The 24,174-nt window shown below is 60.4% G+C and carries 24 protein-coding genes; 19 read left to right on the top strand and 5 right to left on the bottom strand.

The window, feature by feature from the left end; all coding sequences use genetic code 11:
- Positions 1-9 precede the first annotated feature (9 nt).
- The 13 genes from ACP7CJ_RS24695 to ACP7CJ_RS24635 all read left to right on the top strand — a co-directional run bounded on the left by ACP7CJ_RS24695 (position 10) and on the right by ACP7CJ_RS24635 (position 13,193).
- The gene (locus tag ACP7CJ_RS24695; RefSeq protein WP_276193511.1) at positions 10-1,155 is read left to right on the top strand and encodes a glycosyltransferase; all 1,146 of its coding nucleotides are present in this window, start codon (positions 10-12) and stop codon (positions 1,153-1,155) included.
- On the top strand, positions 1,152-1,739 hold the full coding sequence (locus ACP7CJ_RS24690; RefSeq protein ID WP_426102453.1) for a putative colanic acid biosynthesis acetyltransferase: 588 nt from the start codon (positions 1,152-1,154) through the stop codon (positions 1,737-1,739). Before ACP7CJ_RS24695 ends, ACP7CJ_RS24690 begins: the two co-directional genes overlap by 4 nt.
- Before the next feature lie 42 nt (positions 1,740-1,781).
- Positions 1,782-2,717 carry a glycosyltransferase family 2 protein gene (locus ACP7CJ_RS24685; protein ID WP_426102451.1) on the top strand — a complete coding sequence of 312 codons (936 nt, stop codon included), beginning with the start codon at positions 1,782-1,784 and terminating at the stop codon, positions 2,715-2,717.
- Positions 2,718-2,786: 69 nt separating this feature from the next.
- On the top strand, positions 2,787-3,908 hold the full coding sequence (gene gmd / locus ACP7CJ_RS24680) for a GDP-mannose 4,6-dehydratase (RefSeq protein ID WP_276193506.1): 1,122 nt from the start codon (positions 2,787-2,789) through the stop codon (positions 3,906-3,908).
- 2 nt (positions 3,909-3,910) lie between these two features.
- Complete coding sequence (gene fcl / locus ACP7CJ_RS24675) at positions 3,911-4,888, top strand: GDP-L-fucose synthase (RefSeq protein ID WP_276193504.1); 978 nt, start codon at positions 3,911-3,913, stop codon at positions 4,886-4,888.
- Positions 4,888-6,096, top strand: a complete 1,209-nt coding sequence (locus ACP7CJ_RS24670) for a glycosyltransferase WbuB (protein ID WP_276193502.1) — start codon at positions 4,888-4,890, stop codon at positions 6,094-6,096. Before fcl ends, ACP7CJ_RS24670 begins: the two co-directional genes overlap by 1 nt.
- A gap of 5 nt (positions 6,097-6,101) precedes the next feature.
- On the top strand, positions 6,102-6,560 hold the full coding sequence (locus tag ACP7CJ_RS24665) for a GDP-mannose mannosyl hydrolase (protein ID WP_276193500.1): 459 nt from the start codon (positions 6,102-6,104) through the stop codon (positions 6,558-6,560).
- 22 nt (positions 6,561-6,582) lie between these two features.
- Positions 6,583-7,992, top strand: coding sequence for a mannose-1-phosphate guanylyltransferase/mannose-6-phosphate isomerase (locus tag ACP7CJ_RS24660; RefSeq protein ID WP_276193499.1), 1,410 nt, complete (start codon positions 6,583-6,585; stop codon positions 7,990-7,992).
- A gap of 251 nt (positions 7,993-8,243) precedes the next feature.
- The gene (locus ACP7CJ_RS24655; protein ID WP_276193498.1) at positions 8,244-8,483 is read left to right on the top strand and encodes a hypothetical protein; all 240 of its coding nucleotides are present in this window, start codon (positions 8,244-8,246) and stop codon (positions 8,481-8,483) included.
- A gap of 88 nt (positions 8,484-8,571) precedes the next feature.
- A complete protein-coding gene (locus ACP7CJ_RS24650; protein ID WP_426102449.1) occupies positions 8,572-9,684 on the top strand; it encodes a polysaccharide biosynthesis/export family protein in 1,113 nt (370 codons plus the stop codon).
- 13 nt (positions 9,685-9,697) lie between these two features.
- A complete protein-coding gene (locus tag ACP7CJ_RS24645; RefSeq protein WP_426102447.1) occupies positions 9,698-10,357 on the top strand; it encodes a YjbF family lipoprotein in 660 nt (219 codons plus the stop codon).
- Positions 10,354-11,121 carry a capsule biosynthesis GfcC family protein gene (locus ACP7CJ_RS24640; protein ID WP_276193493.1) on the top strand — a complete coding sequence of 256 codons (768 nt, stop codon included), beginning with the start codon at positions 10,354-10,356 and terminating at the stop codon, positions 11,119-11,121. The genes ACP7CJ_RS24645 and ACP7CJ_RS24640 overlap by 4 nt, the downstream gene beginning before the upstream one ends.
- Positions 11,118-13,193, top strand: a complete 2,076-nt coding sequence (locus ACP7CJ_RS24635) for a YjbH domain-containing protein (protein WP_276193491.1) — start codon at positions 11,118-11,120, stop codon at positions 13,191-13,193. Before ACP7CJ_RS24640 ends, ACP7CJ_RS24635 begins: the two co-directional genes overlap by 4 nt.
- Positions 13,194-13,230: 37 nt before the next feature.
- On the opposite strand, the gene ACP7CJ_RS24630 is transcribed toward ACP7CJ_RS24635, so the two are convergent.
- The 4 genes from ACP7CJ_RS24630 to ACP7CJ_RS24615 form a co-directional block, all read right to left on the bottom strand.
- The gene (locus tag ACP7CJ_RS24630; RefSeq protein ID WP_426102445.1) at positions 13,231-14,622 is read right to left on the bottom strand and encodes an undecaprenyl-phosphate glucose phosphotransferase; all 1,392 of its coding nucleotides are present in this window, start codon (positions 14,620-14,622) and stop codon (positions 13,231-13,233) included.
- 255 nt (positions 14,623-14,877) lie between these two features.
- Positions 14,878-15,561 (bottom strand): winged helix-turn-helix domain-containing protein, encoded by a 684-nt coding sequence (locus ACP7CJ_RS24625; RefSeq protein ID WP_426102443.1) that lies wholly within the window; start codon positions 15,559-15,561, stop codon positions 14,878-14,880.
- A 30-nt stretch (positions 15,562-15,591) separates the two neighbouring features.
- On the bottom strand, positions 15,592-16,347 hold the full coding sequence (locus ACP7CJ_RS24620) for a hypothetical protein (RefSeq protein ID WP_426102441.1): 756 nt from the start codon (positions 16,345-16,347) through the stop codon (positions 15,592-15,594).
- The gene (locus tag ACP7CJ_RS24615; RefSeq protein ID WP_426102439.1) at positions 16,340-17,068 is read right to left on the bottom strand and encodes a winged helix-turn-helix domain-containing protein; all 729 of its coding nucleotides are present in this window, start codon (positions 17,066-17,068) and stop codon (positions 16,340-16,342) included. The genes ACP7CJ_RS24620 and ACP7CJ_RS24615 overlap by 8 nt, the downstream gene beginning before the upstream one ends.
- A 503-nt stretch (positions 17,069-17,571) precedes the next feature.
- On the opposite strand from ACP7CJ_RS24615, the gene ACP7CJ_RS24610 reads away from it, so the two are divergent.
- The 4 genes from ACP7CJ_RS24610 to ACP7CJ_RS24595 are packed head-to-tail and all read left to right on the top strand — an operon-like array spanning position 17,572 to position 20,816.
- Positions 17,572-18,603: an isopenicillin N synthase family dioxygenase gene (locus tag ACP7CJ_RS24610; RefSeq protein ID WP_426102437.1), complete on the top strand. Its 1,032-nt coding sequence runs from the start codon at positions 17,572-17,574 to the stop codon at positions 18,601-18,603.
- Positions 18,604-18,616: 13 nt separating this feature from the next.
- Positions 18,617-19,411 (top strand): MetQ/NlpA family ABC transporter substrate-binding protein, encoded by a 795-nt coding sequence (locus ACP7CJ_RS24605; protein ID WP_426102487.1) that lies wholly within the window; start codon positions 18,617-18,619, stop codon positions 19,409-19,411.
- Positions 19,408-20,154, top strand: a complete 747-nt coding sequence (locus ACP7CJ_RS24600; RefSeq protein ID WP_426102435.1) for a methionine ABC transporter ATP-binding protein — start codon at positions 19,408-19,410, stop codon at positions 20,152-20,154. Before ACP7CJ_RS24605 ends, ACP7CJ_RS24600 begins: the two co-directional genes overlap by 4 nt.
- Positions 20,151-20,816: a methionine ABC transporter permease gene (locus tag ACP7CJ_RS24595; protein WP_426102433.1), complete on the top strand. Its 666-nt coding sequence runs from the start codon at positions 20,151-20,153 to the stop codon at positions 20,814-20,816. Before ACP7CJ_RS24600 ends, ACP7CJ_RS24595 begins: the two co-directional genes overlap by 4 nt.
- 25 nt (positions 20,817-20,841) lie before the next feature.
- Here ACP7CJ_RS24595 and ACP7CJ_RS24590 read toward each other — a convergent pair whose 3' ends face one another.
- The gene (locus ACP7CJ_RS24590; RefSeq protein ID WP_276193481.1) at positions 20,842-22,254 is read right to left on the bottom strand and encodes a PLP-dependent aminotransferase family protein; all 1,413 of its coding nucleotides are present in this window, start codon (positions 22,252-22,254) and stop codon (positions 20,842-20,844) included.
- A gap of 142 nt (positions 22,255-22,396) precedes the next feature.
- Between ACP7CJ_RS24590 and ACP7CJ_RS24585 the strand changes: the two genes are divergently transcribed.
- Together ACP7CJ_RS24585 and ACP7CJ_RS24580 are read left to right on the top strand one after the other, a co-directional pair.
- Positions 22,397-23,029 carry a LysE family translocator gene (locus ACP7CJ_RS24585; RefSeq protein ID WP_426102431.1) on the top strand — a complete coding sequence of 211 codons (633 nt, stop codon included), beginning with the start codon at positions 22,397-22,399 and terminating at the stop codon, positions 23,027-23,029.
- An 82-nt stretch (positions 23,030-23,111) separates the two neighbouring features.
- Positions 23,112-24,170: a diguanylate cyclase gene (locus ACP7CJ_RS24580; RefSeq protein WP_426102429.1), complete on the top strand. Its 1,059-nt coding sequence runs from the start codon at positions 23,112-23,114 to the stop codon at positions 24,168-24,170.
- Positions 24,171-24,174: the final 4 nt, after the last annotated feature.

Here is a 24,174-nt window from a genome sequence, read left to right as displayed (position 1 = left end):
GGACAGCACTTGAAGTTATTAAGAATCATCTCTTCGGTTAAACCGGAAAAGGGCGGCCCCATCAACGCTGCCCGCGAAATTGACAAGATTCTGCTGCAGAACGGGCATCTCGTGGATGTCTTGACGCTGGATGCAGACTTTGCCGTCGACTACCCGGGCACCGTTCACTTCATGGGGCCGAGCCTGTTTGGGTATGGCGTAAACGCCAAGATCCGCGAATGGCTGGAACAGCACGCCAGTGACTACGACTTTTTCATCGTCAACGGTTTGTGGCAGTACCACGGGTTTATTGCGCGCCAGGTCCTGCACAAGTTGGGTCGGCCTTACATCGTTTATACCCATGGCATGCTCGACCCCTGGTTCAAGCACGCATATCCGCTCAAACATTTGAAAAAGTGGTTGTACTGGCCGTGGGGTGAATACCGCGTGCTGAGGGACGCCCAGCGTGTGGTGTTTACCAGTGAGGAAGAGAAAATCCGTGCGCGCGAGTCATTTTGGCTGTATCGCGCCAAAGAGACGGTCACCGCCTATGGCACCGCCAGTCCGCCCGCGGGCGGTGCAGTGCTGGCGCAGCGCTTTGTTGATGAGCATCGCGAGTTGACGGGTAAACGGGTGCTGTTGTTCCTGAGCCGCATCCACGAAAAAAAGGGTTGCGACCACCTGCTGCACGCCTTTGCCCAAGTGGCTGGCGAAGACGAACGCTTGCACCTGGTCATGGCCGGGCCCGATCAAGGCGGCTGGGTGCAGACGCTGCAAGCGCAGGCCGTGCAATTGGGGATTGCCCACCGCGTGACGTGGCCCGGCATGTTGCAGGGCGCAGCGAAATGGGGCGCCTTTTATGCCGCCGAGGTGTTTTGCCTGCCTTCCCATCAGGAGAATTTCGGCGTGGTCGTGGCGGAGGCGCTGGCCTGCGGCAAACCGGTGCTGATCAGCAATAAGGTCAACATATGGCGCGAAATTGAAGCCGATGCGGTCGGCTTTGTGAGCGACGACACGGTGGCGGGCGCCGTGCATAACCTGCGGCGCTGGTTGCAGCTCGACCCGCAGCAGTATGCGGACATGTCCGGGCGCGCCCGCCGCTGTTTCACCGAGCGCTTTCATATCCAGCGCGGTGCGCAGCGTTTGCTGGAGATCGTGCGGGAGTGCCTTGCATGATCCTCCAAGGCAATGACCCTTATCGTGCTGCTTCATTTTCATTGTCCCATCGGTTGCGGCGGCAACTGTGGAACATGGTCTATGTGCTGTTATTCCGCACCAGCCCGCGCCCCTTTCATGGGTGGAGGGCGTTTCTGTTGCGGCTGTTCGGTGCCCGTCTTGGCAAAGGTGTGCATGTTTATCCGCGCGCCAAAGTGTGGGCGCCGTGGAATCTCGAGCTGGGTGACCATGTCGGCATTGCCGATGACACCAACATTTACAACATGGCGCTGATTTCTATCGGGCGCTACAGCGTGATTTCCCAGGGCGCGCACTTGTGCGGCGGGTCGCATGACTACAACAGCCGCAACTTTCAACTTTACGCCAAACCTATCGTGCTCGGAGAGCACGTGTGGGTGTGCGCCGAGGCCTTTATCACGCTGGGCGTGTGTATTGCCGATGGCGTCGTAGTGGGCGCCCGCGCGCTCGTCATCAAAAACATCGCGCAACCGTGGACCGTGCATGCCGGGCATCCGACCCGGCAGATCGGTCAGCGGACCCGGCATCTGCAAGCGCCTGCGCCACGACAAGGGAGTCAAGCCTGATGACCGCACCGTTTAACCTGCCTCACCTGCACGGTGGCTGACATGAACCGCGAAACCGTCAGTGTGATCATCCTCACCTACAACGAAAGCCTGCATATCGCCCGCGCGATCGAATCGGTGCGCGCCTTCAGCGACGAAGTGCTGGTGGTCGACTCGTTCTCCAGCGACGACACCTGCGAGATCGCCCGGCGCCACGGTGCCCTGGTGGTGCAGCATGCGTTCGTCAACCAGGCCAAGCAGTTCCAGTGGGCGCTGGATAACTTGCCGGTCACCGGTAACTGGACGATGCGCCTGGATGCCGATGAAATCATCGAGGCCGACCTGGCGGCGCAAATCAACACGCGGCTACCGACGCTGGACCAGGACATCACCGGCATCAACTTCAAGCGCAAGCATATTTTCATGGGCCGCTGGGTGCGCCATGGCGGCCGCTACCCGTTGCAGATGCTGCGGCTATGGCGCACGGGGCAGGGGCGCATCGAAGATCGTTGGATGGACGAGCACATCTCAGTGGCCGAGGGCCGCACCATCACCCTGGAAGGCGGGTTTGCCGATCACAACCTGCATGACTTGACGTTCTTCACCCACAAGCACAACCAGTACGCGACCCGGGAAGCGATCGAGATCATCAACTCGCGCCGGGGGTTATTTGCGGTGCGCCATGAATTGAATGAGGGGCACAGTTCGTTCCAGGCCAGGCTCAAGCGCCTGGTTAAAAACCGTGTGTATAACCGCGTGCCGTTTACCTTGAGTTCGACCGCGTACTTCCTCTGGCGCTACATCATTCAACTGGGTTTTCTCGATGGCCGCAGCGGCCTGGTTTATCACGTGCTCCAAGGTTACTGGTACCGCTTTCTGGTGGGCGCCAAGGTGCTTGAACTGGAAACCGCGATTGCTCACTTACACGACAAGGACGCAATTATCCGCGAACTTTCAACGTTGACCGGACATAACTTGACGCTGCCCACACCGAAGTAACTGACCATTTTTAACAAACACCCAAGTTCGGGTGTCGGCCTTCGTTCGCCTATTATTTGGGAGATAGACATGAAAAAAGTCGCGCTTATTACCGGGATAACCGGGCAGGATGGCTCTTACCTGGCGGAACTTCTGCTGGAAAAAGGCTACGTCGTGCATGGCTTGAAACGCCGCTCTTCGTCGTTCAATACCCAGCGCATCGATCACATTTACCAAGACCCCCAAGCCCCGCATAAAAACCTGATCCTGCACTATGGCGACCTGGCGGATGCGTCCAACCTGACGCGCATCATCCAGCAGATCCAGCCGGACGAGATCTATAACCTCGGTGCCCAATCCCACGTGGCCGTCAGCTTCGATTCGCCGGAATACACCGCCGACGTGGATGCCCTCGGCACCTTGCGCATCCTCGAGGCCATCCGCCTGCTCGGCCTGGAAAAGAAGACCCGTTTCTACCAGGCCTCCACGTCCGAGTTGTACGGGCTGGTGCAGGAAACCCCGCAAAAGGAAACCACGCCGTTCTACCCGCGCTCGCCCTATGCCGTGGCCAAGCTGTATGCCTACTGGATCACCGTGAATTTCCGCGAAGCCTACGGGCTGTATGCCTGCAACGGCATCCTGTTCAACCACGAGTCGCCGCGTCGTGGCGAAACCTTCGTCACGCGCAAGATCACCCGCGCCTTGACCAACATCGCCCTGGGCCTGGAGCAATGCCTGTACATGGGCAACATGGACGCCTTGCGCGACTGGGGCCACGCCAAGGACTACGTGCGCATGCAGTGGATGATGCTGCAACAGGACAGCCCTGAGGACTTCGTGATCGCCACCGGCGTGCAGTATTCGGTGCGCGACTTCATTCGCTGGTCGGCGGCGGAGTTGGGGCTGCGCTTGCGCTTTGTCGGGGCGGGCTTGGAGGAAGTCGGGGTGGTCGAGCACATCGACGGCGACCTGGCGCCCGGCATGCTGGTGGGCGACGTGATTGTGCGGGTGGACCCGCGCTACTTCCGCCCGGCGGAAGTCGAGACGCTGCTGGGCGACCCCTCCAAGGCCAAGCAGAAACTGGGCTGGGTGCCGGAAATCAGCGCCCAGCAGATGTGTGCGGAGATGGTGCGTGAAGACCTGAAAATCGCGCGGCGCCATGCGTTGCTGCGCCTGCACGGCCACGATGCGCCGATTGCCGTGGAGAACTGAGCATGGCACGTGATCTGAACGCGCGGATCTTTGTCGCCGGCCATCGCGGCATGGTCGGCTCGGCCATCGTGCGCCGCCTCTGGGCCTTGGGTTATACCCAGATCCTCACCGCCTGCCGTGATGAACTGGACCTGTTGGACCCGGTAGCGGTGCAGGCGTATTTCGCCGAACAACGGGTCGACCAGGTGTACCTGGCAGCGGCCAAGGTCGGGGGGATTCATGCCAACGCCACGTACCCTGCCGATTTCATCTACCAGAACCTGATGATCCAGGCCAATGTGATCCACGCCGCGCACACGCATGGGGTGTTCAAGTTGTTGTTCCTCGGCTCATCGTGCATTTACCCGGTGCTCGCCGCCCAGCCGATGACCGAGCAAGCGCTGCTCTCGGGCTCGCTGGAGCCGACCAACGAACCCTACGCCGTGGCCAAGATCGCCGGCATCAAACTGTGCGAAAGCTACAGCCGCCAGCACGGGCGCGATTACCGCAGTGTGATGCCGACCAACCTGTACGGCCCGGGCGACAACTACCACCCGCACAACAGTCATGTGATCGCCGGCTTGCTGCGCCGTTTCCATGAGGCGGTGCAGCGCGGTGATGAAGACGTGCTGATCTGGGGCAGCGGCGCGCCACGGCGCGAGTTTCTGCATGTGGATGACATGGCGGCCGCCAGCGTGCATGTGATGGAGCTCAGTCAGGCGCGCTATGGCGAACACACCGAGCCCATGCGCTCCCACGTCAACGTCGGCACCGGCGTGGATTGCACCATCCGCGAACTGGCGGAGGCGCTGGCGCGGGTCACGGGCTTCAAGGGGCGTTTGCGTTTTGATACCAGCAAGCCCGACGGGGCGCCGCGCAAGTTGCTTGATGTCAGCCGTATCAACGCCCTCGGCTGGGAAGCCTACGTGCCGTTGGAAGAGGGCCTGCGCGATGCCTACAACGCCTATCTCGCAGCCCTCGAACAGCCTCGGGGCCAGTGATGAAGATCCTCTTGTATGGCATCAACTACAGCCCCGAGCTGACTGGCATCGGCAAGTACAGCGGTGAACTGGCGCGTTGGCTCGCCAGCAAGGGCCACGAGGTGCGGGTGGTCACGGCGCCGCCGTATTACCCGCAATGGCAGGTCAGCGAGGGCTACTCGGCGTGGCGTTTTCGCACCGAGCAGGTCGACGGCGTGACCGTGGTGCGCTGCCCGTTGTACGTGCCGCGCAAGCCCACGGCGCTGAAACGCTTGCTGCACCTGGCGAGCTTTTCCGCCAGCTCGTGCCTGGCGGTATTGGGGCAACTGCGCTGGAAGCCGGACCTGGTCATCCTGGTGGTGCCCACCTTGTTCTGCGCGCCCCAGGCGTTGCTGTTGGCCAGGCTGTGTGGTGCCAAGTCGGTGCTGCATATCCAGGATTATGAAGTCGATGCGATGTTTGGCCTGGGCCTGGGCGGCAGCCCTTTACTGCGGCGACTGGCGTGGGGTGTGGAGCGCGGGTTGCTGCGGCGCTTTGATCGGGTCTCGACGATATCCAGCGGCATGCTCGATAAGGCCGCCGGCAAGGGCGTCGAGGCTCAGCGCCTACTGTTCTTTCCCAACTGGTCGGAGACCGAGCGGTTTCTCGATGTGCCGCGCAACGGCAGGCTGCTGGAGCGGCTCGGCGTGCCGGCGGGAAAGCGGGTGCTGTTGTACTCGGGCAACATCGGCGAGAAGCAGGGGCTCGAACTGATCCTCGATGCCGCCCAGGCCCACGCCCATCGCCCGGAGCTGGTGTTTCTGATCGTCGGCCAGGGCGCCGGCAAGGCCCGTCTGCAGCAGCGCGTAGAGCGCGAGGGCTTGCACAACGTGGTCTTCGCCCCGTTACAGGCCTATGAAGACTTGCCTGCGCTACTGGCCTCGGCGGACGTCCATTTAGTGATCCAGAAACGCGGCGCGGCGGATTCGGTATTGCCCTCCAAGCTGACCAACATTCTGGCCGTCGGCGGCCATGCAATCATCACCGCCGACCCCGACACCACCCTTGGTCGCTTGTGCGATGAGCATCCGGGCATTGCCGTGCGGGTCGAGCCCGAATCGGTCACCGCCCTGAATGAAGGGATCGAGCGGGTGTTGGCATTGCCTGCGTACAACGCGGTGGCGTTGAACTACGCCGCAGAATTTCTCGATAAAGAACGCATTCTCCAACGCTTCCTGGCACAGGTTTGACGCTTATGTGGCTTGATTTACCGACCTTCAATACGGTCGTGGCATCGACGCCGTTGGTGTCCATCGACTTGGTCGTGAGCAAACCCAGCGGCGATACGCTGCTGGGCTTGCGGATCAACCGGCCGGCCTATGGCTTCTGGTTCGTCCCTGGTGGGCGTATCCAGAAAAACGAAACCCTGGACAACGCCTTCCGCCGCCTGACCCGCGAAGAACTGGGCTGTACCTTTGAACGCGCCGATGCGCAGCTGCTGGGCGTGTTCGAGCACTTCTACGACGACAGCGTCTTCGCCAACGCCGGGAGCGGCCCGGACACCCACTATGTGGTGCTGAGTTATTGCCTGACCCTCGCCGAGGATCAGGTGCTGGAACCGCCCACCGAGCAGCATCGGCACTACCGCTGGTGGTCGCTCGATGAGCTGCGCTACAGCCCCCGTGTACACGAGAACACCCGTGCCTATTTCTGACCCTCTATCGAAGGACGCCTTCATGTTATTACCGGTGATCTTGGCGGGAGGTTCGGGTTCGCGCCTGTGGCCGCTCTCGCGGCAACTCAACCCCAAGCAGTTCTTGCGCCTGACCCATAAAAGCCTGTCGATGTTGCAGCAGACCATTGGCCGCCTGGAGGGCGCGGATGTTGCCTTGCCGCACGTGATCTGCAATGAGCAGCACCGTTTTCTGGTGGCCGAGCAATTGCGTCAACTGGGCATGGAGCAGGCGAGCATTCTGCTCGAACCCATGGGGCGCAATACGGCGCCGGCGATTGCGCTGGCGGCCTGCAAGGCGGTCGACGAGTGCCATGACCCGATCCTGTTGGTACTGGCGGCGGATCATCTGATTGAAGATGTTCCCGCGTTTCATGCCAGCCTCGCGGTGGCGCTGCCCCTGGCCGAGGCCGGCAAGTTGGTGACGTTCGGCATCACGCCGACCAGCGCGCACACCGGATATGGCTATATCGAACAGGGCGCGGCGGTGGGCGAGGGCGGTTATGCCGTGAAGCGTTTCGTCGAGAAGCCGGACGCCGCCACCGCTGCCGACTACGTGGCGCGGGGCGATCATTACTGGAACAGCGGCATGTTCATGTTCCGTGCCAGCCGTTACCTGGACGCCTTGGCACGTTTTCAGCCGGCGATTCTCGCGGCCTGTCGCGCGGCGTTGGCTGCGGGTAGCCAGGATCAGTTGTTCACCCGGGTCGATGAGGCGCTATTCGCCGCCTGCCCGGACGACTCCATCGATTATGCCGTGATGGAAAAAACCAGCGACGCGATCATGGTGCCGTTGCAGGCCGGTTGGAGTGATATCGGCTCCTGGTCGGCGTTATGGGAAGCCAGCGAGAAGACCGACGGCGGCAACGTGCTGCAGGGCGATGTGCTGCAACTGGATACCCGCGATACCTACGTGAACGCCGACAGCCGCCTGGTCGCCACGGTGGGCGTGCAGGACCTGATCATTGTCGAAACCAAGGACGCGGTGCTGGTGGCGCACAAGGACCAGGTGCAGCAGGTCAAGGGCATTGTCGACCAACTCAAGCGCGACGGGCGTCATGAACACCTCAATCATCGTGAGGTCTATCGGCCCTGGGGCATGTATGACGCCATCGACAGCGGCCACCGCTACCAGGTCAAGCGCATCACCGTGAAGCCCGGCGCCAAGCTCTCGGTGCAGATGCATCATCACCGTGCAGAGCACTGGATTGTGGTCAGCGGTACGGCCAAGGTCACCAATGGCGAGCAGACGTATCTGGTCTCGGAAAACCAGTCGACCTATATCCCGATTGGCCAGGTGCATGCGCTGGAAAACCCGGGTGTGATTGCGTTGGAGTTGATCGAGGTGCAATCGGGTTCCTATCTGGGCGAGGACGATATTGTGCGCTTTGAAGACAAGTACGGCAGGGCCTGAGGCTTTCCGACAATTAATAACATTTTCCCCCGTGTTAAATTGCCAGCCTTGTTAGTTTCGCGACCTCAATGTGTTGATACACGGGGGCTGGCGTCGAGAAATGTTATTTTCGAATGCATACGTTCAACTTGCTGGGTAATGGCCGGGCTGGAGTATGGCTGGTGCGCTGTTTACTTGAGTGGCACTATCAAGGCGTACTTCAGTGGCACACGCTCGTTTGCTGAATACTCACTATCGATAAGGAGTCTGATATGAGAAAACAACTGGCTATTATTGTGCTCAGTCTCTTGAGTACTTCTGCCATGGCTGCCGAGTTGCCGCTTGGTCTGAGTACCGCGGTGGTCGGCTCTGTGACGGTGGGGGAAACCCTGCTGATCGGCGCGGCCCTGGTCGCGGGCGTTGCCGCCGCGTCCAGCAGCGGTGGCAGCTCCAACGGTGGTACTACCACAGGCACTACAGGCACCACGGGTACCACCGGTACCGGCAACTAACAGAACGCCTTCCGCTTTATAAGACTGCTTGGAAACCCCGCCCAAGTAGTCTTTTTTTCTTGTCGTTTATCGTGAGTGTCTTAGTACTATGATGCGTATTTTTTCTGTGGTGGTCGTGGCCTCCGCATTGTTACAAGGCTGCATGTTTGCGCCCGGCCAATACATGGACATCGACGCAATGACCAAAGACGACGGTGCAGAAAGCAGTCGCGTGGAGTTGATCCCGATTACGCCAAAGTTGCTGGCCATGGACGCGGCGACTCAAGTGTCTTATGCGCTTCCCAAAGAACTACTCGATTATAAACCCGCGCCCTATTTGATCGGCCCAAATGACGCGTTGTACATCACGGTTTGGGATCATCCGGAATTGACCGCACCTTCCGGCCCGCAGCAGCAAATCGATGCCAACGGGCGTCTGGTCCACCCCGACGGCAATCTGTTCTACCCCTATGTGGGCGAAGTGGTTGCCAAGGGCCGCACCCTCGCGGCGCTGCGCAGCGAAATCACCGACAAGCTGCGTCAGTACATCGACAGCCCCCAGGTCGATATCAGTGTGCTGCGGTTTGCCAGCCAGCGAGTGGTGATCACCGGGGCAGTGCTCAAGGCCGGGCCTGTACCGATCACCACCATCCCAATGAGCGTCATGGAGGCCATCGGTGTGTCCGGCGTCGATCCGCTCAATGCCGACCTCTCGAACCTGACGCTGACCCGCGACGGCAAGCGTTACACACTCGACCTCGACACGTTGAATCTCAACCCGTCGCGCTTGAACGACATCTACCTCAAGGACGGTGACCAGTTGTACCTGCCCTACAACGACCGCAAGCGCATCTATGTGATGGGCGAGGTCATGCAGCCTCGCGCGTTGAGTTTCAAGACACGCAGCATGAACCTCACGGACGTGTTGGGCTCGGTGGGCGGCATCAACCAGAACACCTCGAACGCCGATGCGATCTACGTGATCCGTGGTGCGCAGAACCTGGACACGCAACCGGCCAAGGTCTTCCATCTGCAAGCCGGTTCCGCAGCGGCCATGGCCCTGGCCACGCGCTTCGATGTGCAGCCCCAGGACGTGGTGTTCGTCGGTCCCGCCAATATCACTCGCTGGAACCGGGTCATCAGTCAGTTGTTACCTTCCGCCTCGATCATCGGCACCGGTGCTTCCACCCAAAACAACCTGAGCGAAGCCAACAGCCGATAAGGGTGGAACCTGCGTGAACAGTGTGAAAATCGGTATTTACGTGTGTCTTGCATGGCTGTTGTGCGGCTGCAATCCACTGATGCAGGCCTCGCTCGATACCTTCAAGGCGGCCGTCGTCGGGCCTGCGCCATTGGCGCTGAGCCAGGCCCAGGTGGACGCCGTGCCGTTTCCCCAGATCAAAGTGACCACGGTGTCCAGCGAAGGGGTGATGGCGATGATTCGCCAGCGCGATGACCTGCAGTTCTGGGTCGCCTCCGGCAAACAGGTGCTGTTGATGCGCGATGGCCTGGTAGTGCGCACCGTCGGGCTCGGTACTGATCTGGATGGCACGCGCTGGCAGGGGCAGTCGCCGTTCCAGCTGGGGCTGCACCGCGTGCCGGACGGCTACCGCAGCAGCCGGCAGATCGACCTGGTGGAGGGCTATCGCGTCGGCATCACCGTCACCAGCCGCCTGACCCGCGAGGGCATGGAGACGCTCGAGATCCTCGACAAGCCTTACGCCTTGCTGCGCGTCGATGAAGACATCGAAGCCGAGGCCCTGGGTTTTCGTGCGCGCAACCGTTATTGGGTCGACCTCACTGACGGCTTCATCGTGCAAAGCGAACAGCACCTCAGCCCCCGCCTCACGTTGAAAATCACCCAACTGCAACCCGCCCGCCAGGAGGCCCGATGACCGCTCGCAAACGCTGGGTGCTGGCGCTGTTGTGGAGCGGCGCCAGTGCCTGCCAGGCCGCCATGACGGTGAGCGGTCAAGTCCTGCACCCCGGGCCGATCACCCTGCCACCCGAGGCGCGCTTGCTCGACGCGATCACCGCGTCACAACCGGATGCCCAGGGCTATTGGCTGGCGGCGGCCTGGCTGCACCGGCCATTGATCGAGCCCCAGACCCGGCTCAAAGCCGGCGTGCTGTTTGACCTGGATACGTTGCGTCAGGCCGCATTGGCCGCCGGGCGCGACGGCAGGGCCGACGTCGCGGCGCGCGTCTATCGACAGGTGCAGGCCTTGCCGGTGACCGGCCGGCAACGCGCGGTGCTGGACCCGGTGGCCGTGGAGGTCGGCTTTGCGCCCAACCTGCGGGTCAGCGAGGGTGATCAACTGATCTACCCGGCCAGGCCCGCTAGCGTGCGCGTCCTGGGCGCCGTCGCGGCCCCTTGCACCTTGGCGTTCCAAGCGATGCGGGCGGCGCGCGACTACCTCGACGAATGCCCGGCGGTGGCGGGTGCCGATCTCGACTACGTGTGGCTGATCCAGCCCGACGGCCAGGTCACGCGCCTGGGCATTGCCCCGTGGAACCGCGAGACAGCTGCCGCGCCTGCACCGGGCAGCACATTGCTGGTGCCGCTGCGCAGCGACGACCTGGAACCGCCCACGCCTGAACTGAACCAACAACTGGCCGAGTTTCTTGCCACCCAACCCCTGGCTGAGGTCACGCCTTGAAATTATGTATTGCAGCCGTGCTGCTGGTGCCCTGTGGCGTCGCGCATGGCGATCCGCGTTACACCCAGAGTGATTTTGGCGGGGTCGGGCTGTTGCAAACCCCGACCGCACGCATGGCCCCGGCCGGCGAACTCAGCGTCAATGCCAACCGCACCGAACCTTACAGTCGCTACAGTTTTTCCGTGCAGCCGCTGGACTGGCTCGAAGGCACCTTTCGCTACACCGCCATCACCAACCGCCCTTATGGCGCCGAATCGTTCAGTGGCAGCCAGAGCTACAAGGACAAGGCCGTCGACGCCAAAGTGCGCCTCTACGAGGAAAGCCACTGGTTGCCCCAGGTCGCAGTGGGGATGCTCGACCTGGGGGGCACCGGGCTGTTTTCCAGCGAGTACCTGGTGGCCAACAAGCGGTATGGCGAATTCGATTTCAGTGCGGGCATCGCCTGGGGCTACCTGGGCAGTCGTGGCGATTTCGGCAACCCGTTGGGCGCGCTGAGTGATCGGTTCAACGAGCGGCCTACCGCCGAAGGTTCCGGCAACTTTTCCAACGGCTACTTCCGCGGCCGCCCCGCGCTGTTTGGCGGCGTCGCCTACCAGACCCCCTGGGCGCCGTTGAGCCTCAAGCTGGAATACGAGGGCAACGACTACCAACGCGAGCCCCGAAACAACAACCAGCGCCAGGACTCGCCGCTCAACCTCGGGCTCGTCTACACGGTGGCCGACGCCGTCGACGTGAGTGCCGCCTGGGAACGCGGCAACACGGCGATGTTCGGTATCACCCTGCACACCAATTTCGTCAGCCGCAAGGCACCGGTCAAAACCTACGACCCGCCAGCCCCCACGCTGCCCGCCCAGGCGCCGACCGTCGCCATGGATCAGGTGGATTGGGCCGCGGTGTCCAAGCGTTTGCAGGACAACGCTGGCTATAACGTCGAACGGATTGCCCAGCGCGGCCCAGAGTTATTGGTGTATGGCGAGCAGCAACGCTATCTCTACAGTGCCAAGGCCGTGGGCCGCGCCAGCCGTATCCTGGACGACAGTGTCAATGACCAGATCAGTTGGTTCACCCTGGTGAGCGAGCGGTACGCCATGCCGATCGAAGAAACCAGCGTGCCCCGCGAGACGTTCCGCGAGGTGGTCAACCAGCGCGAGACACTGCAGACCCTGCGTCGCCAGACCGAAGTCAACCCGCCTAGCGCCCAGGCGCAAACGCTGCTCTACACCCAACCGCCCAAGCCCTTGAGCTACGGCGTCGGCCTGGGATACAAGCAGAACGTCGGCGGGCCCGATGGCCTGCTGTATCAGATTTCCGCCGACCTCGACGCCGAATACCGCTTCAACCGCAACACCTGGTGGAGCGGCCTGCTCAGCGTCAACCTGCTGAACAATTACGATGGCTTCACCTACGACGCCCCCAGCGGCTTGCCGCGCGTGCGTACCGATCTGCGCAAGTACATGACCAGCTCCGATGTGACCTTGCCGACGTTCCAGCTCAACCATGCGGTGCGACTGGATCAGGATCTATACGGCATGGTCTATGGCGGATTACTGGAGTCGATGTATGCCGGTGTCGGCAGTGAAGTGCTGTACCGGCCGATGGGCCAGCGCTGGGCGCTTGGCGCTGATCTGAACTACGTGCGCCAGCGCGGATTCGAGCAGGACTTCAGCCTGCGCGACTACCGCACGGTCACGGGGCATATCACCGGCTACACCGACTTGCCGTTCAATACACAGGGGGCGCTGAGTGTCGGTCGTTACCTGGCCCGCGATTGGGGCGCCACCCTGGACCTGTCGCGCGAATTCAACAATGGCGTGCGGATTGGCGCGTGGGTCACCCGCACCACCGCGTCAAAAGAAGCCTTTGGCGAAGGCAGCTTCGACAAAGGCCTTTACCTGTCGATTCCGTTCGATGAGTTGATGAGCCTGTCGACGATGCGCCGCGCCAACCTGGTGTGGGCGCCGCTGACCCGCGATGGTGGTGCGCGGCTCAATCGCGCGTATTCGCTGCATACGATGACCGACGGCCGCGACAGTGACCTGTTCTACCGGAACTTCGAGAAAGTCACTGAATAGGCATGGAAGGGGGACGTGAAGTCCCCCTTTTTTTGTCTTAGTAAATGTCTTTGGACAGCAGGGTGAACGGCGTTTTTAGCAGGATCTTGATGTCCAGCCACAGTGACCAGGTGTTGATGTAGCGCAGGTCGATGTCGACGCGCTTTTGCATCTTCTCCAGGGTCTCGGTCTCGCCCCGGCACCCGTTGATCTGCGCCAGGCCTGTGATGCCGGGCTTGATACGGTGGCGCGCCATGTACGCGTGAATCTTCCCCGAGTAGTAGTCGTTGTGCGCAACCGCATGGGGCCTTGGACCGACCAGGGCCATGTGCCCTTGCAGCACATTGAACAACTGCGGCAGTTCATCGATGGACGTGCGGCGCATGAACCGCCCCACGGGGGTGATGCGCGAGTCGTGGCGGCTGGCCTGGCGTACCTCCTGGTCGTCATGCACACGCATCGAGCGGAATTTCCACACCTTGATCACCTGACCGTTCCAGCCGTGGCGGTCCTGCTTGAAGATCACCGGGCCGGGGGAGGTCAGTTTGATCAGCACGGCGAACAGCAACAGCAGTGGGCTCAGCAGGATGATCGCGAGCAAGGCCAGGCTTTTGTCCAGCAGCGACTTGCTCAGTGCGGCGGTCGGGCGGCTGGTCAGCGGGCTTTCATTGAGGAAAATCGCCGGCAGGCCATCCACCTCGGCCACGCAGTGATTGAGCAGCAGCATGTTATTGAGGTCGGGGACCCAAATGACGTCCACGCTGATCTCCAGCAGGTTGATGTACAGCGCCTCGATGTGGGTGGCTTCCTGCAGCGAATGGGTGATGTACAGCCTGCGGATACCGTGCTGCCTGATCAACTGCGGCAGGTCCGGCAGCTCGCCGAGTATCTGCGATTGCACGCCTGGGAAGGCGGTTGCCGTGGCACCGACGAGGCCGACCAGCGGCGAGCGTTTTTGCCGGGACAGTGTGTTCGCAAGGTCGGCGGCAAGTTTGCCGGTGCCAATGATTAGCGACTTATGCCGCTCGTGAAGTTGCCCGTGGTAATAGCGGGAAAGACTGTGGATGGGGATGTAACAGAGCGCCAGCACGGCATAACTGATTGCCGCCCACAGCAGCAGGATTTCGATGGGGAACAACGCATTGGCATTGCAGGCGATGCCCACGGCAATCAGTATCAGCAGGGTAAGTAACCAGCCCATGAAGAGTCTGCCCAATCCCACCGCGTAATCATCTTTCTTACTGTAGACATCACACAACATATAGGCAGGGATCGAGGCCAATATACTAAAGGCGGCCAATACCCGATAGTGATATTCGAGCTGGCCGGTCTTTAAAATAACCAATGCAAATAACAGCGCGACGACCAAACTTGAGGCCAGCGTCCACTGTCCCCAAAAGGTCAGACCTTTGGGGGTTAGGTTACGATGCATTCTTCGGTTATTTAGCATACTACTGCTCCCAGTGGTGACCACTCGCGGTGGCAGGCTTAAGCGAGACGTGGCGTTAAAGCGGCCAAATGACAGGCACACGTAAGCGCGCACAGATTGATATTAATCAACGGCAGGGGGCAGTAGCTGACGACTTATAACAGGAGCATGGCAATAGTTGAGTCGTTGTTGGATGAGGGCAGATTGTTATAAAAAGGCAGATATAAGGGCGTCATTAACGCCAAGAATATCGAGTGTCGGATTATTATTGGTTTTTTAGCGGCATTGCTGAGAAAGCTCGACGGTGTTTTTTATTTTCTGTGTCAAGCAATAGCCACGGTTTCTCACCGAACGGAACAAACGCTCGCCATCGTTGACGCGCCTGAATTTATCCTGAAGTCGACTGAGGCACATTTCCAGGCCTCGGTATAATTCAGGTTCGCGACCAATATTGCGAATAAGTTCTTCTTTACTTACCACGCGTTCTTCATGGTGTAACATTTTTTTGATAAGTGCTGATTCAATCGTGGTCAAGGAAATGCGTAGGCCACCTTTGACCAACATTCGATCATGGTGTGTCAGTGTCCAGAAGTCGGGCGCGTGTGCCGCGGGTTTTTCGGTGTAGGTATTCAGTGTTTTTTGATGCCGGTCGACGCTGCGAAGCTGAACCTTGAAGTCAAGGTTGTTATAGGGTTGCAATTTATTATAAGGCTCGGGCGTCGATACAATATGAGGGTTGTTGAACTTTTCAATTGCCGGATAATTAGCGCAGCGTTGATTGAAATAATGCTTGGCAAGCGATGGCGTGCTTGTTGCCGGTGATGTAGAGGGATGCTCTTCTGGGTTCGCTCGTGACGGGCAAGCGATGTCGTCATACAGTAACTCCGTATTCGACGCAAAGTCGGGCAGCACGATAAATGCAGTCGTTGCTGTGGACAGGTGTTTCTTAAGTGCGCTCATAGTGTTCACCGTGGTCAGGGGAGTAGAACTTTACAGATTTTCAGCGGGCGAGTAATAGCCGCCCTGAAAGTAATTGAAAGGTAAGCGTTTAGCGAGCGTCGCACTGTCAGAAAACTCAACCATATCCGCAATGAACGAGACTCGGGTGGCGCTGATCAGCTCTAGCATGCGGTCGTAGAGTCGGTCGAACAGATCGGAGCGCGTGTTCAGACTCAATCGCAGGGCCGAATCCGGAAACGGCATTTTTATGTAGTCATAGAGCTTTAATTCGATCAGCAGGTCAGCCTGCTTTGTATCGAGTGTGTAGTTATTGTAGGCAAGCTTGATACCACTTCGGTCTTTCAGGGTATAAAGCTGACGCACCATCGCGCGGCGTTCTGTGGGGCCAGGGAGCGCATCCAACGGATTTTCTACACTGATAACGAGTTGTTGCTTATATGTCTCCAGGGTGTGCGCGGCCTGGATAAGTTCCTTGAGCGTGTCTTCGTACATAAGCGCCGACTGCTCGATTTGCAGGAATTTATGAGTCGCCGGCTGCGCAGAGGCGGGTGCTAGATGACGGATATTGGTAGTCGTGCGTCGTTCGAAACGCGACAAGGCATCACTGTAGGCGCATTTAAGTTGAATGCGATATAGCGGGTGCAAGTGCTCCGGAAGGTTGAGCAGATTGCGTTCGCTGGTTATGCGGATCTCATTACCCCAAAGTGCGTAACTTCGTTCAACTATCGCTTGCCTGAAAAGCTTTAGTTCAGCTATTTCAGCAGGTGATGTCTTTTCGCTAGTCACGATGCGCACGCTCCTGGAGAGGCTGAAGATGATTGGCGGAAATAATCCCGCGGCTCAATTTGTAGCCGTAGCCACGGATGTTCTGAATGACATTTTCGCCATAGCGAGCCTTTATTTTGCTGCGCAGACGGCTGATGGATTTTTCCAGGGCTCGAGAATCGTAGAATTTGGTATTGAGCCCCATGACCCCGGCGATCTCATCGTGACTGAGCAGTCGACTATGGATCAGGGCTTCGAGGACTTTCATTTCGACGAAGGAGATTTCGAGTTTTTCGCCATTGCCGAAAATGCACATCCGATCCTGGTCCAGAATGAGTTTGCAGTAGTTCAAACGATACGTCTCATTGAGAAACGCATCGACTAAACAAAATTTTTCCTCAGGCGCGGTGTGTGTGACTTTTAGGCAGTAATCCGCACCGGCCAAATAATATTTGGTTTTGCTTTGGGTTGAGGCAAAGGTAACGAAAACAACTATGAGGCAGGCCGGATTTTTAGTCCTGATCTTCTTTATGATGTCCAGGGCTTGGCCGCTGGCAGAGGGAGTATCGATTTCTATAATGATGGCGCGATAATCGGCGTGGTCTTCCTGGTGGTCGATTAGTTGGCTGTAGCTGCATGTGTCGACTTTTAAATCATTTGGTACCGTGCGAACTATAAGCGCTCTAAAATCCTCGGTTTTAGACGCGGTCCGTGAAATAGCGAGGACGTTGGAAAAGTGCATCACCTACTCCCTTTTCTGGCATGCAATGCCGACAGTTCAATCGCTGCTAGCGTTTAGATACTAATCGAATTGACTACGCCAAAACGTGACAAATTTTAACATTCATCACTTGATTTTAAAGGCGATAGCGGGGTGGGAGGGGGGTGTTGCGGGGGGTGTTGCGCGGAGGTACACGTATGCTAGTACAGATTGTTAGTGTGCGATAAGTATCTTAGGGCAAATGGTTTTTTTGCATCAGGTGATTTAGTTTTCTCTATAAATGTGGCCCGGTGATGGCTCGCCTAATTCCCTTGAAACTCCAGGGTTTTACCTGGGAAGCCAGCGCCATGTCGCTACGGCTCCGCTCCGCCACCCCCTGCCCGGTGCCGTCGATTCCGCGCTTGTGTGAGCGCTCCCGCAGGTGAAGCGACTGCTTAAGCTAATGCAAAAAAGATATTTATTGAGGTTTTTTAAGATCGTTTAGCTTGGTTGCTCCCACAAGACGTTCATGGAGTGAGCCGCCGATGCTGCAATCTATTACCGCCTTGCCGCTGCTGGACCTGTCGCTGCTCGATGGCAGCCCGGCGCAGCGCGGCGCGTTTCTTGATGAGCTGCGTTTTGCCGCGCGGCACATCGGCTTCTTCTACCTTACGGGTCACGGTATCGCCCCGGCGTTGCTGGCGCAGGTGCAACAGCAGGCGCGGGCCTTTTTCGCCTTGCCCGAGGCAGAAAAACTGGCCGTCGGCATGATCAACTCCGCGCACTTTCGCGGCTATAACCGCGCAGCTTCGGAAATCACCCGCGGCCGGCCGGACCTGCGTGAGCAGTTCGACGTCGGTGCTGAGCGCGAACCCTTGGCCGTCGATCAGCACCCTGCGGCCTGGGCACGCCTGCAAGGCCCCAATCAATGGCCGGCGGCGTTGCCCGAGCTCAAGCCCTTGGTGTTGGCCTGGCAGCACGCGATGACCCAGATGTCGTTGCGCCTGCTACGTGCATTCGCCCAGGCCTTGTCCCTGCCTGAGAACGCGTTCGACGCGCTCTACGGCGACACGCCCAACGAACATATCAAGCTGATCCTCTATCCCGGCCGCCATGCCGGGCAAAGTCGCCAGGGTGTCGGCGCGCACAAGGACTCCGGCTTCCTGAGTTTCCTGCTGCAAGACCAGCAGGCCGGTTTGCAGGTAGAAGTGGAGGAGGGCCGCTGGATCGATGCCGCGCCGCGCGCCGATACGCTGGTGGTGAATATCGGCGAATTGCTGGAGCTGGCCAGTAACGGCTATCTGCGTGCCACGGTCCACCGCGTAGTGTCGCCGCCGGTGGGCAGCGAACGCTTGTCCCTGGCATTTTTCCTCGGTGCGCAACTGGATGCGGTGGTGCCGGTGTACCAACTCGCGCCCCAACTGCTGCGCGATGCCCACGGCCCCACCAGCGATCCGCGCAACCCGTTGCTGCGCGACGTCGGCTGGAACTACCTCAAGGGCCGCCTGCGCTCCCACCCGGATGTCGCCCAGCGCTTCTACGCCGACGCCACGTTGCCCCACGCTCTGTCCGCCTGAGCAGGAGATCACTCTGTTGAAGACATCCGCACTTACCCTGGCGGCCTTGCTGGCCGCTTTCAATGTGTCGGCCGCCGATGCCTTGCGCGTCGCCGCCGACCCGATTCCCCACGCGCAAATCCTCGAATACGTGCAGAAGCTCGACCCGAGCCTGAAGCTGAACATTATCGAGATCCCCAGCGGCGTGAACTCCAATGAGTTGTTGGCCCATGGCGATGTCGACGCCAATTATTTCCAGCACCTGCCGTATCTCAAGTCCCAGGAACAGGCGCTCGGCCAGAAGTTCGTCGTGGCGGCCACCGTGCATATCGAACCGTTGGGGATCTATTCGCACCGCCACACCCGTTTCGACCAGGTGCCCGACAACGGCACCGTCGCCGTGCCGAATAACGTCACCAACCTCAGCCGCGCCCTGTACCTGTTGCAAGCCAATGGCCTGATCACCCTAAAGCCGGGCTTCAACGATGCGTCCAAGGACCAGGCCACGCCCAAGGACATTGCCGAGAACCCCAAGCACCTGAAGATCCTGGAAATCGAATCGCCGCAAATTCCCCGGGCGCTGGAGGATGTCGACCTGGCGGTGATCAATGGCAACTTCGCCCTTGAAGCCGGGCTGCAACCGGCCAAGGATGCGCTGGGGCTGGAAAAGGCCCAGGGCAACCCTTACGCGAATATTCTGGTGACCACGCCCAAACTGGCGCAGGACCCACGCATCCAGCAACTGGCCAAGGACCTGCGCTCGCCGGCGGTGGCCAAGTTCATCAGCGAGAACTATGCCGGTTCGGTGATCCCGGTGGCGCTCGAATGATCGTCGTCGAGGGCGTTAGCAAAACCTACGCCGACGGCCAGCCGGCGGCGCTGGATAACGTGTCGCTGCAGATCGCCGACGGCTCGATCTTCGGCATCGTCGGCCGCAGCGGCGCGGGTAAAAGCACCTTGCTGCGCTGCCTTAACCTGTTGGAGCGGCCGACGTCCGGGCGCATCCTCATCGATGGCCAGGACTTGACCCGGTTAACGGATAAGGCGCTGCGCCAGCAACGCCAGCGCATCGGCATGATCTTTCAGGGGTTCAACCTGCTGCACTCGCGCAATGTGGCGGATAACGTTGCGGTGCCGTTGGAGATTGCCGGGCTGCCCAAGGCCGAGCGTGCCGTGCGGGTGGCGGAGTTGCTGGCGTTGGTTGGCTTGAGCGACAAGGCGGTGGCGTTTCCTGCGCAACTTTCCGGTGGGCAAAAGCAGCGCGTCGGCATCGCCCGCGCACTGGCCGCGCGCCCGGCGTATCTGCTGTCGGATGAAGCCACCAGCGCCCTAGACCCGGAAACCACCGCCTCGATCCTGGCGCTGTTGCGCGACATCAACCGGCAACTCGGGGTGACCATCGTGTTGATCACCCATGAGCTGGAGGTGGTCAAGGCGATCTGCGACAGCGCGGTATCCCTGGCGGCGGGGCGTGTGGTGGAAAGCGGCACGCTGCTGCAACTGCAGGCCGACCCGTCATCGCGCCTGGGCCGCTCGCTGGCGCCCAGCCTGCAAGGGGTGAGGGCTGTATGAAAACCGACTGGAATGAGGTGCTCCAACTGCTGCTCAACGCCACCGGCGAAACCCTCTACATGGTGCTGCTGGCGGGGCTGTTCACCTTATTGATCGGCCTGCCGCTGGGCGTGTTGCTGTTTATCAGCCGCGCGGGTGGGCTGTTCCCGCTGCCACGGCTCAACCGTGCGTTGGGCGCGGTGATCAACCTGGGGCGTTCGTTGCCGTTTGTGGTGATGTTGATCGCGTTGATTCCGCTGACCCGCCTGATTGTCGGCACCACCTTGGGCAGCACGGCCGCCGTGGTGCCGATCACCATTGGCGCTTTTCCATTTTTCGCACGCATTGTCGAGGCCGCCCTGGACGAAGTGGACACGGGCCGCATCGAGGCGATCGTGGCGATGGGCGGCGATATCCGGCATGTGATTTTCAAGGTGCTGCTGCCCGAAGCCTTGCCGGCGCTGGTGGCCGGGGTCACGCTGACCCTGGTGATGCTGATCGGCTTTTCATCCATGGCCGGGGTGATCGGTGGCGGTGGTTTGGGCGACTTGGCGATTCGTTACGGCTACCAGCGTTTCAACAACCAGATCATGGTGGTGACGGTGGTGGTGTTAGTGGTGCTCGTGCAGGGCGTGCAAAGCCTGGGGGATCGCTGCGTGAGGTCGTTGGCGCATCGTCGATAGACGCTTAATGTTGATCACGGCATGCTCAACGGTCGCGCACGGCCTTGAGCAGCAGCGTTTCGAAGGCTTGCTGTACCCCTGGCCCATCACTGTGGGCCACGTTGAAACGCATCGAGTCACGCAGTGCCGGGTCGTAGCCGAACAACGCCCCCGGCGCTAGCACCATGCTTTGCTTCAAAGCCTCCTGGGCCAACTGCTCACCGTTCACCCCCGGCGGCAGGCGGGCCCAGATGAACATGCCGCCTTCATACGCCATCGGCAATTGGCAGCCGCAGCGCTTGAGCCATTGTTCGACACGCCCGCCGGCCTCCAGCAAGTGCTGCACCATGCGTTTGCGGTGCCGGGCGTAACTGCCTTCGCTGAGCAGGCGATAGACGATCTGCTCGAACAGCTCCGAGGTCACGCCGCCGCTCATCAACTTCATATGGGTCAGGTTGGCCGCCAGTTGCGGCGCGGCCACCACGTAGCTGACGCGGGTGTTGGCGCTGAGGATTTTCGAGAAGCCCGACAGGTAGGTGACCTGGTCCAGCCCTGCGACGGCGGCCAAGCGCGGTGGCGGGTTGGGGTGCAGGTCGCCGTAGAGGTCATCCTCGATGATATGGCAGTGGTACTGCCGGGTCAGTTGCAGCAGGCGAAACGCCTGGTTGGGGCTGAAAGAATGCCCGGTCGGGTTATGCAACACGCTGGTGGTGAGGTACAGGCTGGGGCGATGTTCAGCCAGTAACTGCTCGAGTGCGGCGAAATCGAAGCCATCGGGGCGACGCTCGATCGTCACCACCTTGACCCCGTGCAGGGCCAGGTTGGCGTGGAAGTTGAAGTAGCAGGGCGCGTCGAGCAGCACCGTGTCGCCCGGGCGGGCGAGCAGGCGCATGAGCATGTCCAGGCCTTGCAGGGTGTTGGGGGTGGTGATGATTTGCTCTACGGGCACCGACAGCCCTTCGGCATGCAGCTTATGTTGCAACGCCTGGCGCAAGGGCAATAACCCGGCCGGCGTGCCCATCCCGGCAAGGCGCAGCGACGGCGCGCGCACCACGCTGCGCATGGCTTGGCGCAGCGTTTCGCTGTCCAGCCATTGCTCCGGTAAATGCCCGCCACCGGGGCGCCATTCGCCATTGACGCTGACCAAGGGCCGGCGCAGGACACTGAGCAGGTCCTGGGGCAACAGGTCGACCCAGCTCGACGACGCGGGGCGGGCGGTGTCCGTCGCCACAAAGTAGCCGCGACCCTGGCTCGACGTCAGCAGGTTGCGTCCGCGCAGGCGGTCCAGGGCTTCGTTGAGGGTGAACTTGCTGACGCCCAGGGTCTGGGCCAGTTCACGCACCGACGGCAACTTGCTGCCGGGCGCCCATTCGCCGTTCTCGATCGCCTGGCTGAACGCCTCGACGATTTGCTGCACCTTGGGTGAGCCTGCCCGAAAGGCGATGGCGGATACAAACATGCGGCATCCTTGTCTTTGCTGGTGATTTTACCGGTGAAGTAGGGCTGGATTAGGCACGACTTTACCTGCCTTGTGCAATGCCGCTGCCCTAGACTGCCGACCATCTGGCCACTTTCTGGCTGTCTTCCCAAGGTCCAAGGCCATGACAACCGCGCTGACCCTCTCTTCGTTCCTCTACTTTCTGTTGTTTTGCGCCACCGTGACGTTCAGCCCCGGCCCCATGACCTTGCTGCTGCTGAGCCTGGGCTTGAAGGACGGCCTGCGCAGCTCGATCCCGGCGCAGATCGGCGCCAGTGTGGCGTACCTGATCTCCATCCTGATCTTTGCCGTGGGCTTCTCGGAATTGATCAAAGGCAACCTCGCGATCACCCAGAGTATCCAGATGGTCGGCGTCGCCTACATCCTCTACTTGGCCTACAAACAGTGGACCGGCAGCGGCGTGTCCAGCGGCGCGGTCGTTGCCGTGGAAGGCGGGCGCAGCCTGTTCGGCAAGGGCTTGCTGACCGGGTTTTCCAACCCCAAGGCGATCGTTATGTTCAGCGCCGTGTTCCCACAATTCGCTGGGGCCGGGGAGCACAACTCGATGACGGACATCGCCATCCTCGGGCTGACCTTCCTGGTGCTGCAATTTGCCAGCGGCTGCCTGTATGGCTATTTCGGCCAGCGCATCAAACCTGTACTGGAAAACCCTCGGCGGCGGGTATGGCTACAACGAATTACGGCGCTGCTGCTACTGGGCGTCGCCGGGATGCTGGCACGGGGCTTTTCCGACTGACGACGGAGAGTGTATGAGCGGTAGTGGCGATATGACGTTGCCCTGATAGACTCCAGGCACTCACTCAGGATCGCACTCCACCATGCCAGCCTCCGGAGGAAATGGAGTTCCGCTCGCTACCCGCTTGTACAAATCCCGCACGTTGGGGCTGATGCTTGGCTTTGCCTGCGTGGCGTTCGGCATGTATCCGCTCAACCCACCGTCGTGGGTGTGGGTTTTGATGGTGATCAACGGCTTTGTCTGGCCGCATCTGGCTTATCAATGGTCGCGCCGTAACGCCAACACATTGCGTTGTGAGCGGCGCAACCTGCTGTTCGATTCGTTTTGCGGCGGCTTCTGGGTCGGCGCCATGCACTTCAACCCACTGCCCAGCGTCACCACCCTGTCGATGATGACCATGAATAATGTGGCCATCGGGGGTACCCGTTTCATGCTGGCGGGCTGGGTGGCGCAGGCGTTGGGCGTCGGCGTGTCGCTGCTGATCTTCACCCCGGCGTTCATCAGCATGACCACCCAGGCGCAGCTGTACGCCTGTTTGCCGATCCTGATGCTGTATCCGCTGGCCCTGGGCTGGATTTGCTATCGCCAGGCCGTGAGCCTGGCCGGGCACAAGCGCGAGCTACTGGCCCTGAGTCGCACCGACAGCTTGTCCGGCCTGCTCAACCATGGCGCGTGGAAGGACCATCTGGACATCGAGTTCCAACGCTGTCACCGCGAGCCACTGGGCGCGGTCATTGCCCTGATCGACATCGATCACTTCAAAGTGATCAACGACACCTACGGCCATGTCACTGGCGATATCGTCCTGCGCCAGCTCAGTAAAGTACTGCGCCAGAACCTGCGCGCCACTGACCTGGCCGGGCGCTACGGCGGTGATGAGTTCCGCGTGATCCTGCCGGGCGTGCCGCTCAATCGGGCCACGGAAGTCATGGATGCCCTGCGTGATCGCTTCAATGCGCTGGCCTATGCCGAGGACCCGACCCTGCGTGCCAGCTTGAGCATCGGCCTGGCGCCTTATCAGCCCGGGCATGCCGATGCCACCAGTTGGCTCAACGATGCCGACCAGGCGTTATACGAAGCCAAGAGCAGCGGGCGCAACCGGGTCAGCGCGGTGCAGGGCCCTTGGTTGAGGTCGGTCTAGTGGG

It is taken from the genome of Pseudomonas sp. PSPC3-2, from assembly GCF_049897085.1.
GTDB lineage: Bacteria > Pseudomonadota > Gammaproteobacteria > Pseudomonadales > Pseudomonadaceae > Aquipseudomonas > Aquipseudomonas paraveronii.
This window is presented reverse-complemented; position numbering and strand designations above follow the sequence as displayed.

What these genes read in the sequence shown, in the direction of transcription:
- ACP7CJ_RS24690 (WP_426102453.1), top strand. Translation starts at nt 1,152, where the DNA reads ATGATCCTCCAAGGCAATGACCCTTATCGTGCTGCTTCATTTTCATTG.
- ACP7CJ_RS24685 (WP_426102451.1), top strand. Translation starts at nt 1,782, where the DNA reads ATGAACCGCGAAACCGTCAGTGTGATCATCCTCACCTACAACGAAAGC.
- gmd (WP_276193506.1), top strand. Translation starts at nt 2,787, where the DNA reads ATGAAAAAAGTCGCGCTTATTACCGGGATAACCGGGCAGGATGGCTCT.
- fcl (WP_276193504.1), top strand. Translation starts at nt 3,911, where the DNA reads ATGGCACGTGATCTGAACGCGCGGATCTTTGTCGCCGGCCATCGCGGC.
- ACP7CJ_RS24670 (WP_276193502.1), top strand. Translation starts at nt 4,888, where the DNA reads ATGAAGATCCTCTTGTATGGCATCAACTACAGCCCCGAGCTGACTGGC.
- ACP7CJ_RS24665 (WP_276193500.1), top strand. Translation starts at nt 6,102, where the DNA reads ATGTGGCTTGATTTACCGACCTTCAATACGGTCGTGGCATCGACGCCG.
- ACP7CJ_RS24660 (WP_276193499.1), top strand. Translation starts at nt 6,583, where the DNA reads ATGTTATTACCGGTGATCTTGGCGGGAGGTTCGGGTTCGCGCCTGTGG.
- ACP7CJ_RS24655 (WP_276193498.1), top strand. Translation starts at nt 8,244, where the DNA reads ATGAGAAAACAACTGGCTATTATTGTGCTCAGTCTCTTGAGTACTTCT.
- ACP7CJ_RS24650 (WP_426102449.1), top strand. Translation starts at nt 8,572, where the DNA reads ATGATGCGTATTTTTTCTGTGGTGGTCGTGGCCTCCGCATTGTTACAA.
- ACP7CJ_RS24640 (WP_276193493.1), top strand. Translation starts at nt 10,354, where the DNA reads ATGACCGCTCGCAAACGCTGGGTGCTGGCGCTGTTGTGGAGCGGCGCC.
- ACP7CJ_RS24630 (WP_426102445.1), bottom strand. Translation starts at nt 14,622, where the DNA reads ATGCTAAATAACCGAAGAATGCATCGTAACCTAACCCCCAAAGGTCTG.
- ACP7CJ_RS24625 (WP_426102443.1), bottom strand. Translation starts at nt 15,561, where the DNA reads ATGAGCGCACTTAAGAAACACCTGTCCACAGCAACGACTGCATTTATC.
- ACP7CJ_RS24615 (WP_426102439.1), bottom strand. Translation starts at nt 17,068, where the DNA reads ATGCACTTTTCCAACGTCCTCGCTATTTCACGGACCGCGTCTAAAACC.
- ACP7CJ_RS24610 (WP_426102437.1), top strand. Translation starts at nt 17,572, where the DNA reads ATGCTGCAATCTATTACCGCCTTGCCGCTGCTGGACCTGTCGCTGCTC.
- ACP7CJ_RS24600 (WP_426102435.1), top strand. Translation starts at nt 19,408, where the DNA reads ATGATCGTCGTCGAGGGCGTTAGCAAAACCTACGCCGACGGCCAGCCG.
- ACP7CJ_RS24595 (WP_426102433.1), top strand. Translation starts at nt 20,151, where the DNA reads ATGAAAACCGACTGGAATGAGGTGCTCCAACTGCTGCTCAACGCCACC.
- ACP7CJ_RS24590 (WP_276193481.1), bottom strand. Translation starts at nt 22,254, where the DNA reads ATGTTTGTATCCGCCATCGCCTTTCGGGCAGGCTCACCCAAGGTGCAG.
- ACP7CJ_RS24585 (WP_426102431.1), top strand. Translation starts at nt 22,397, where the DNA reads ATGACAACCGCGCTGACCCTCTCTTCGTTCCTCTACTTTCTGTTGTTT.
- ACP7CJ_RS24580 (WP_426102429.1), top strand. Translation starts at nt 23,112, where the DNA reads ATGCCAGCCTCCGGAGGAAATGGAGTTCCGCTCGCTACCCGCTTGTAC.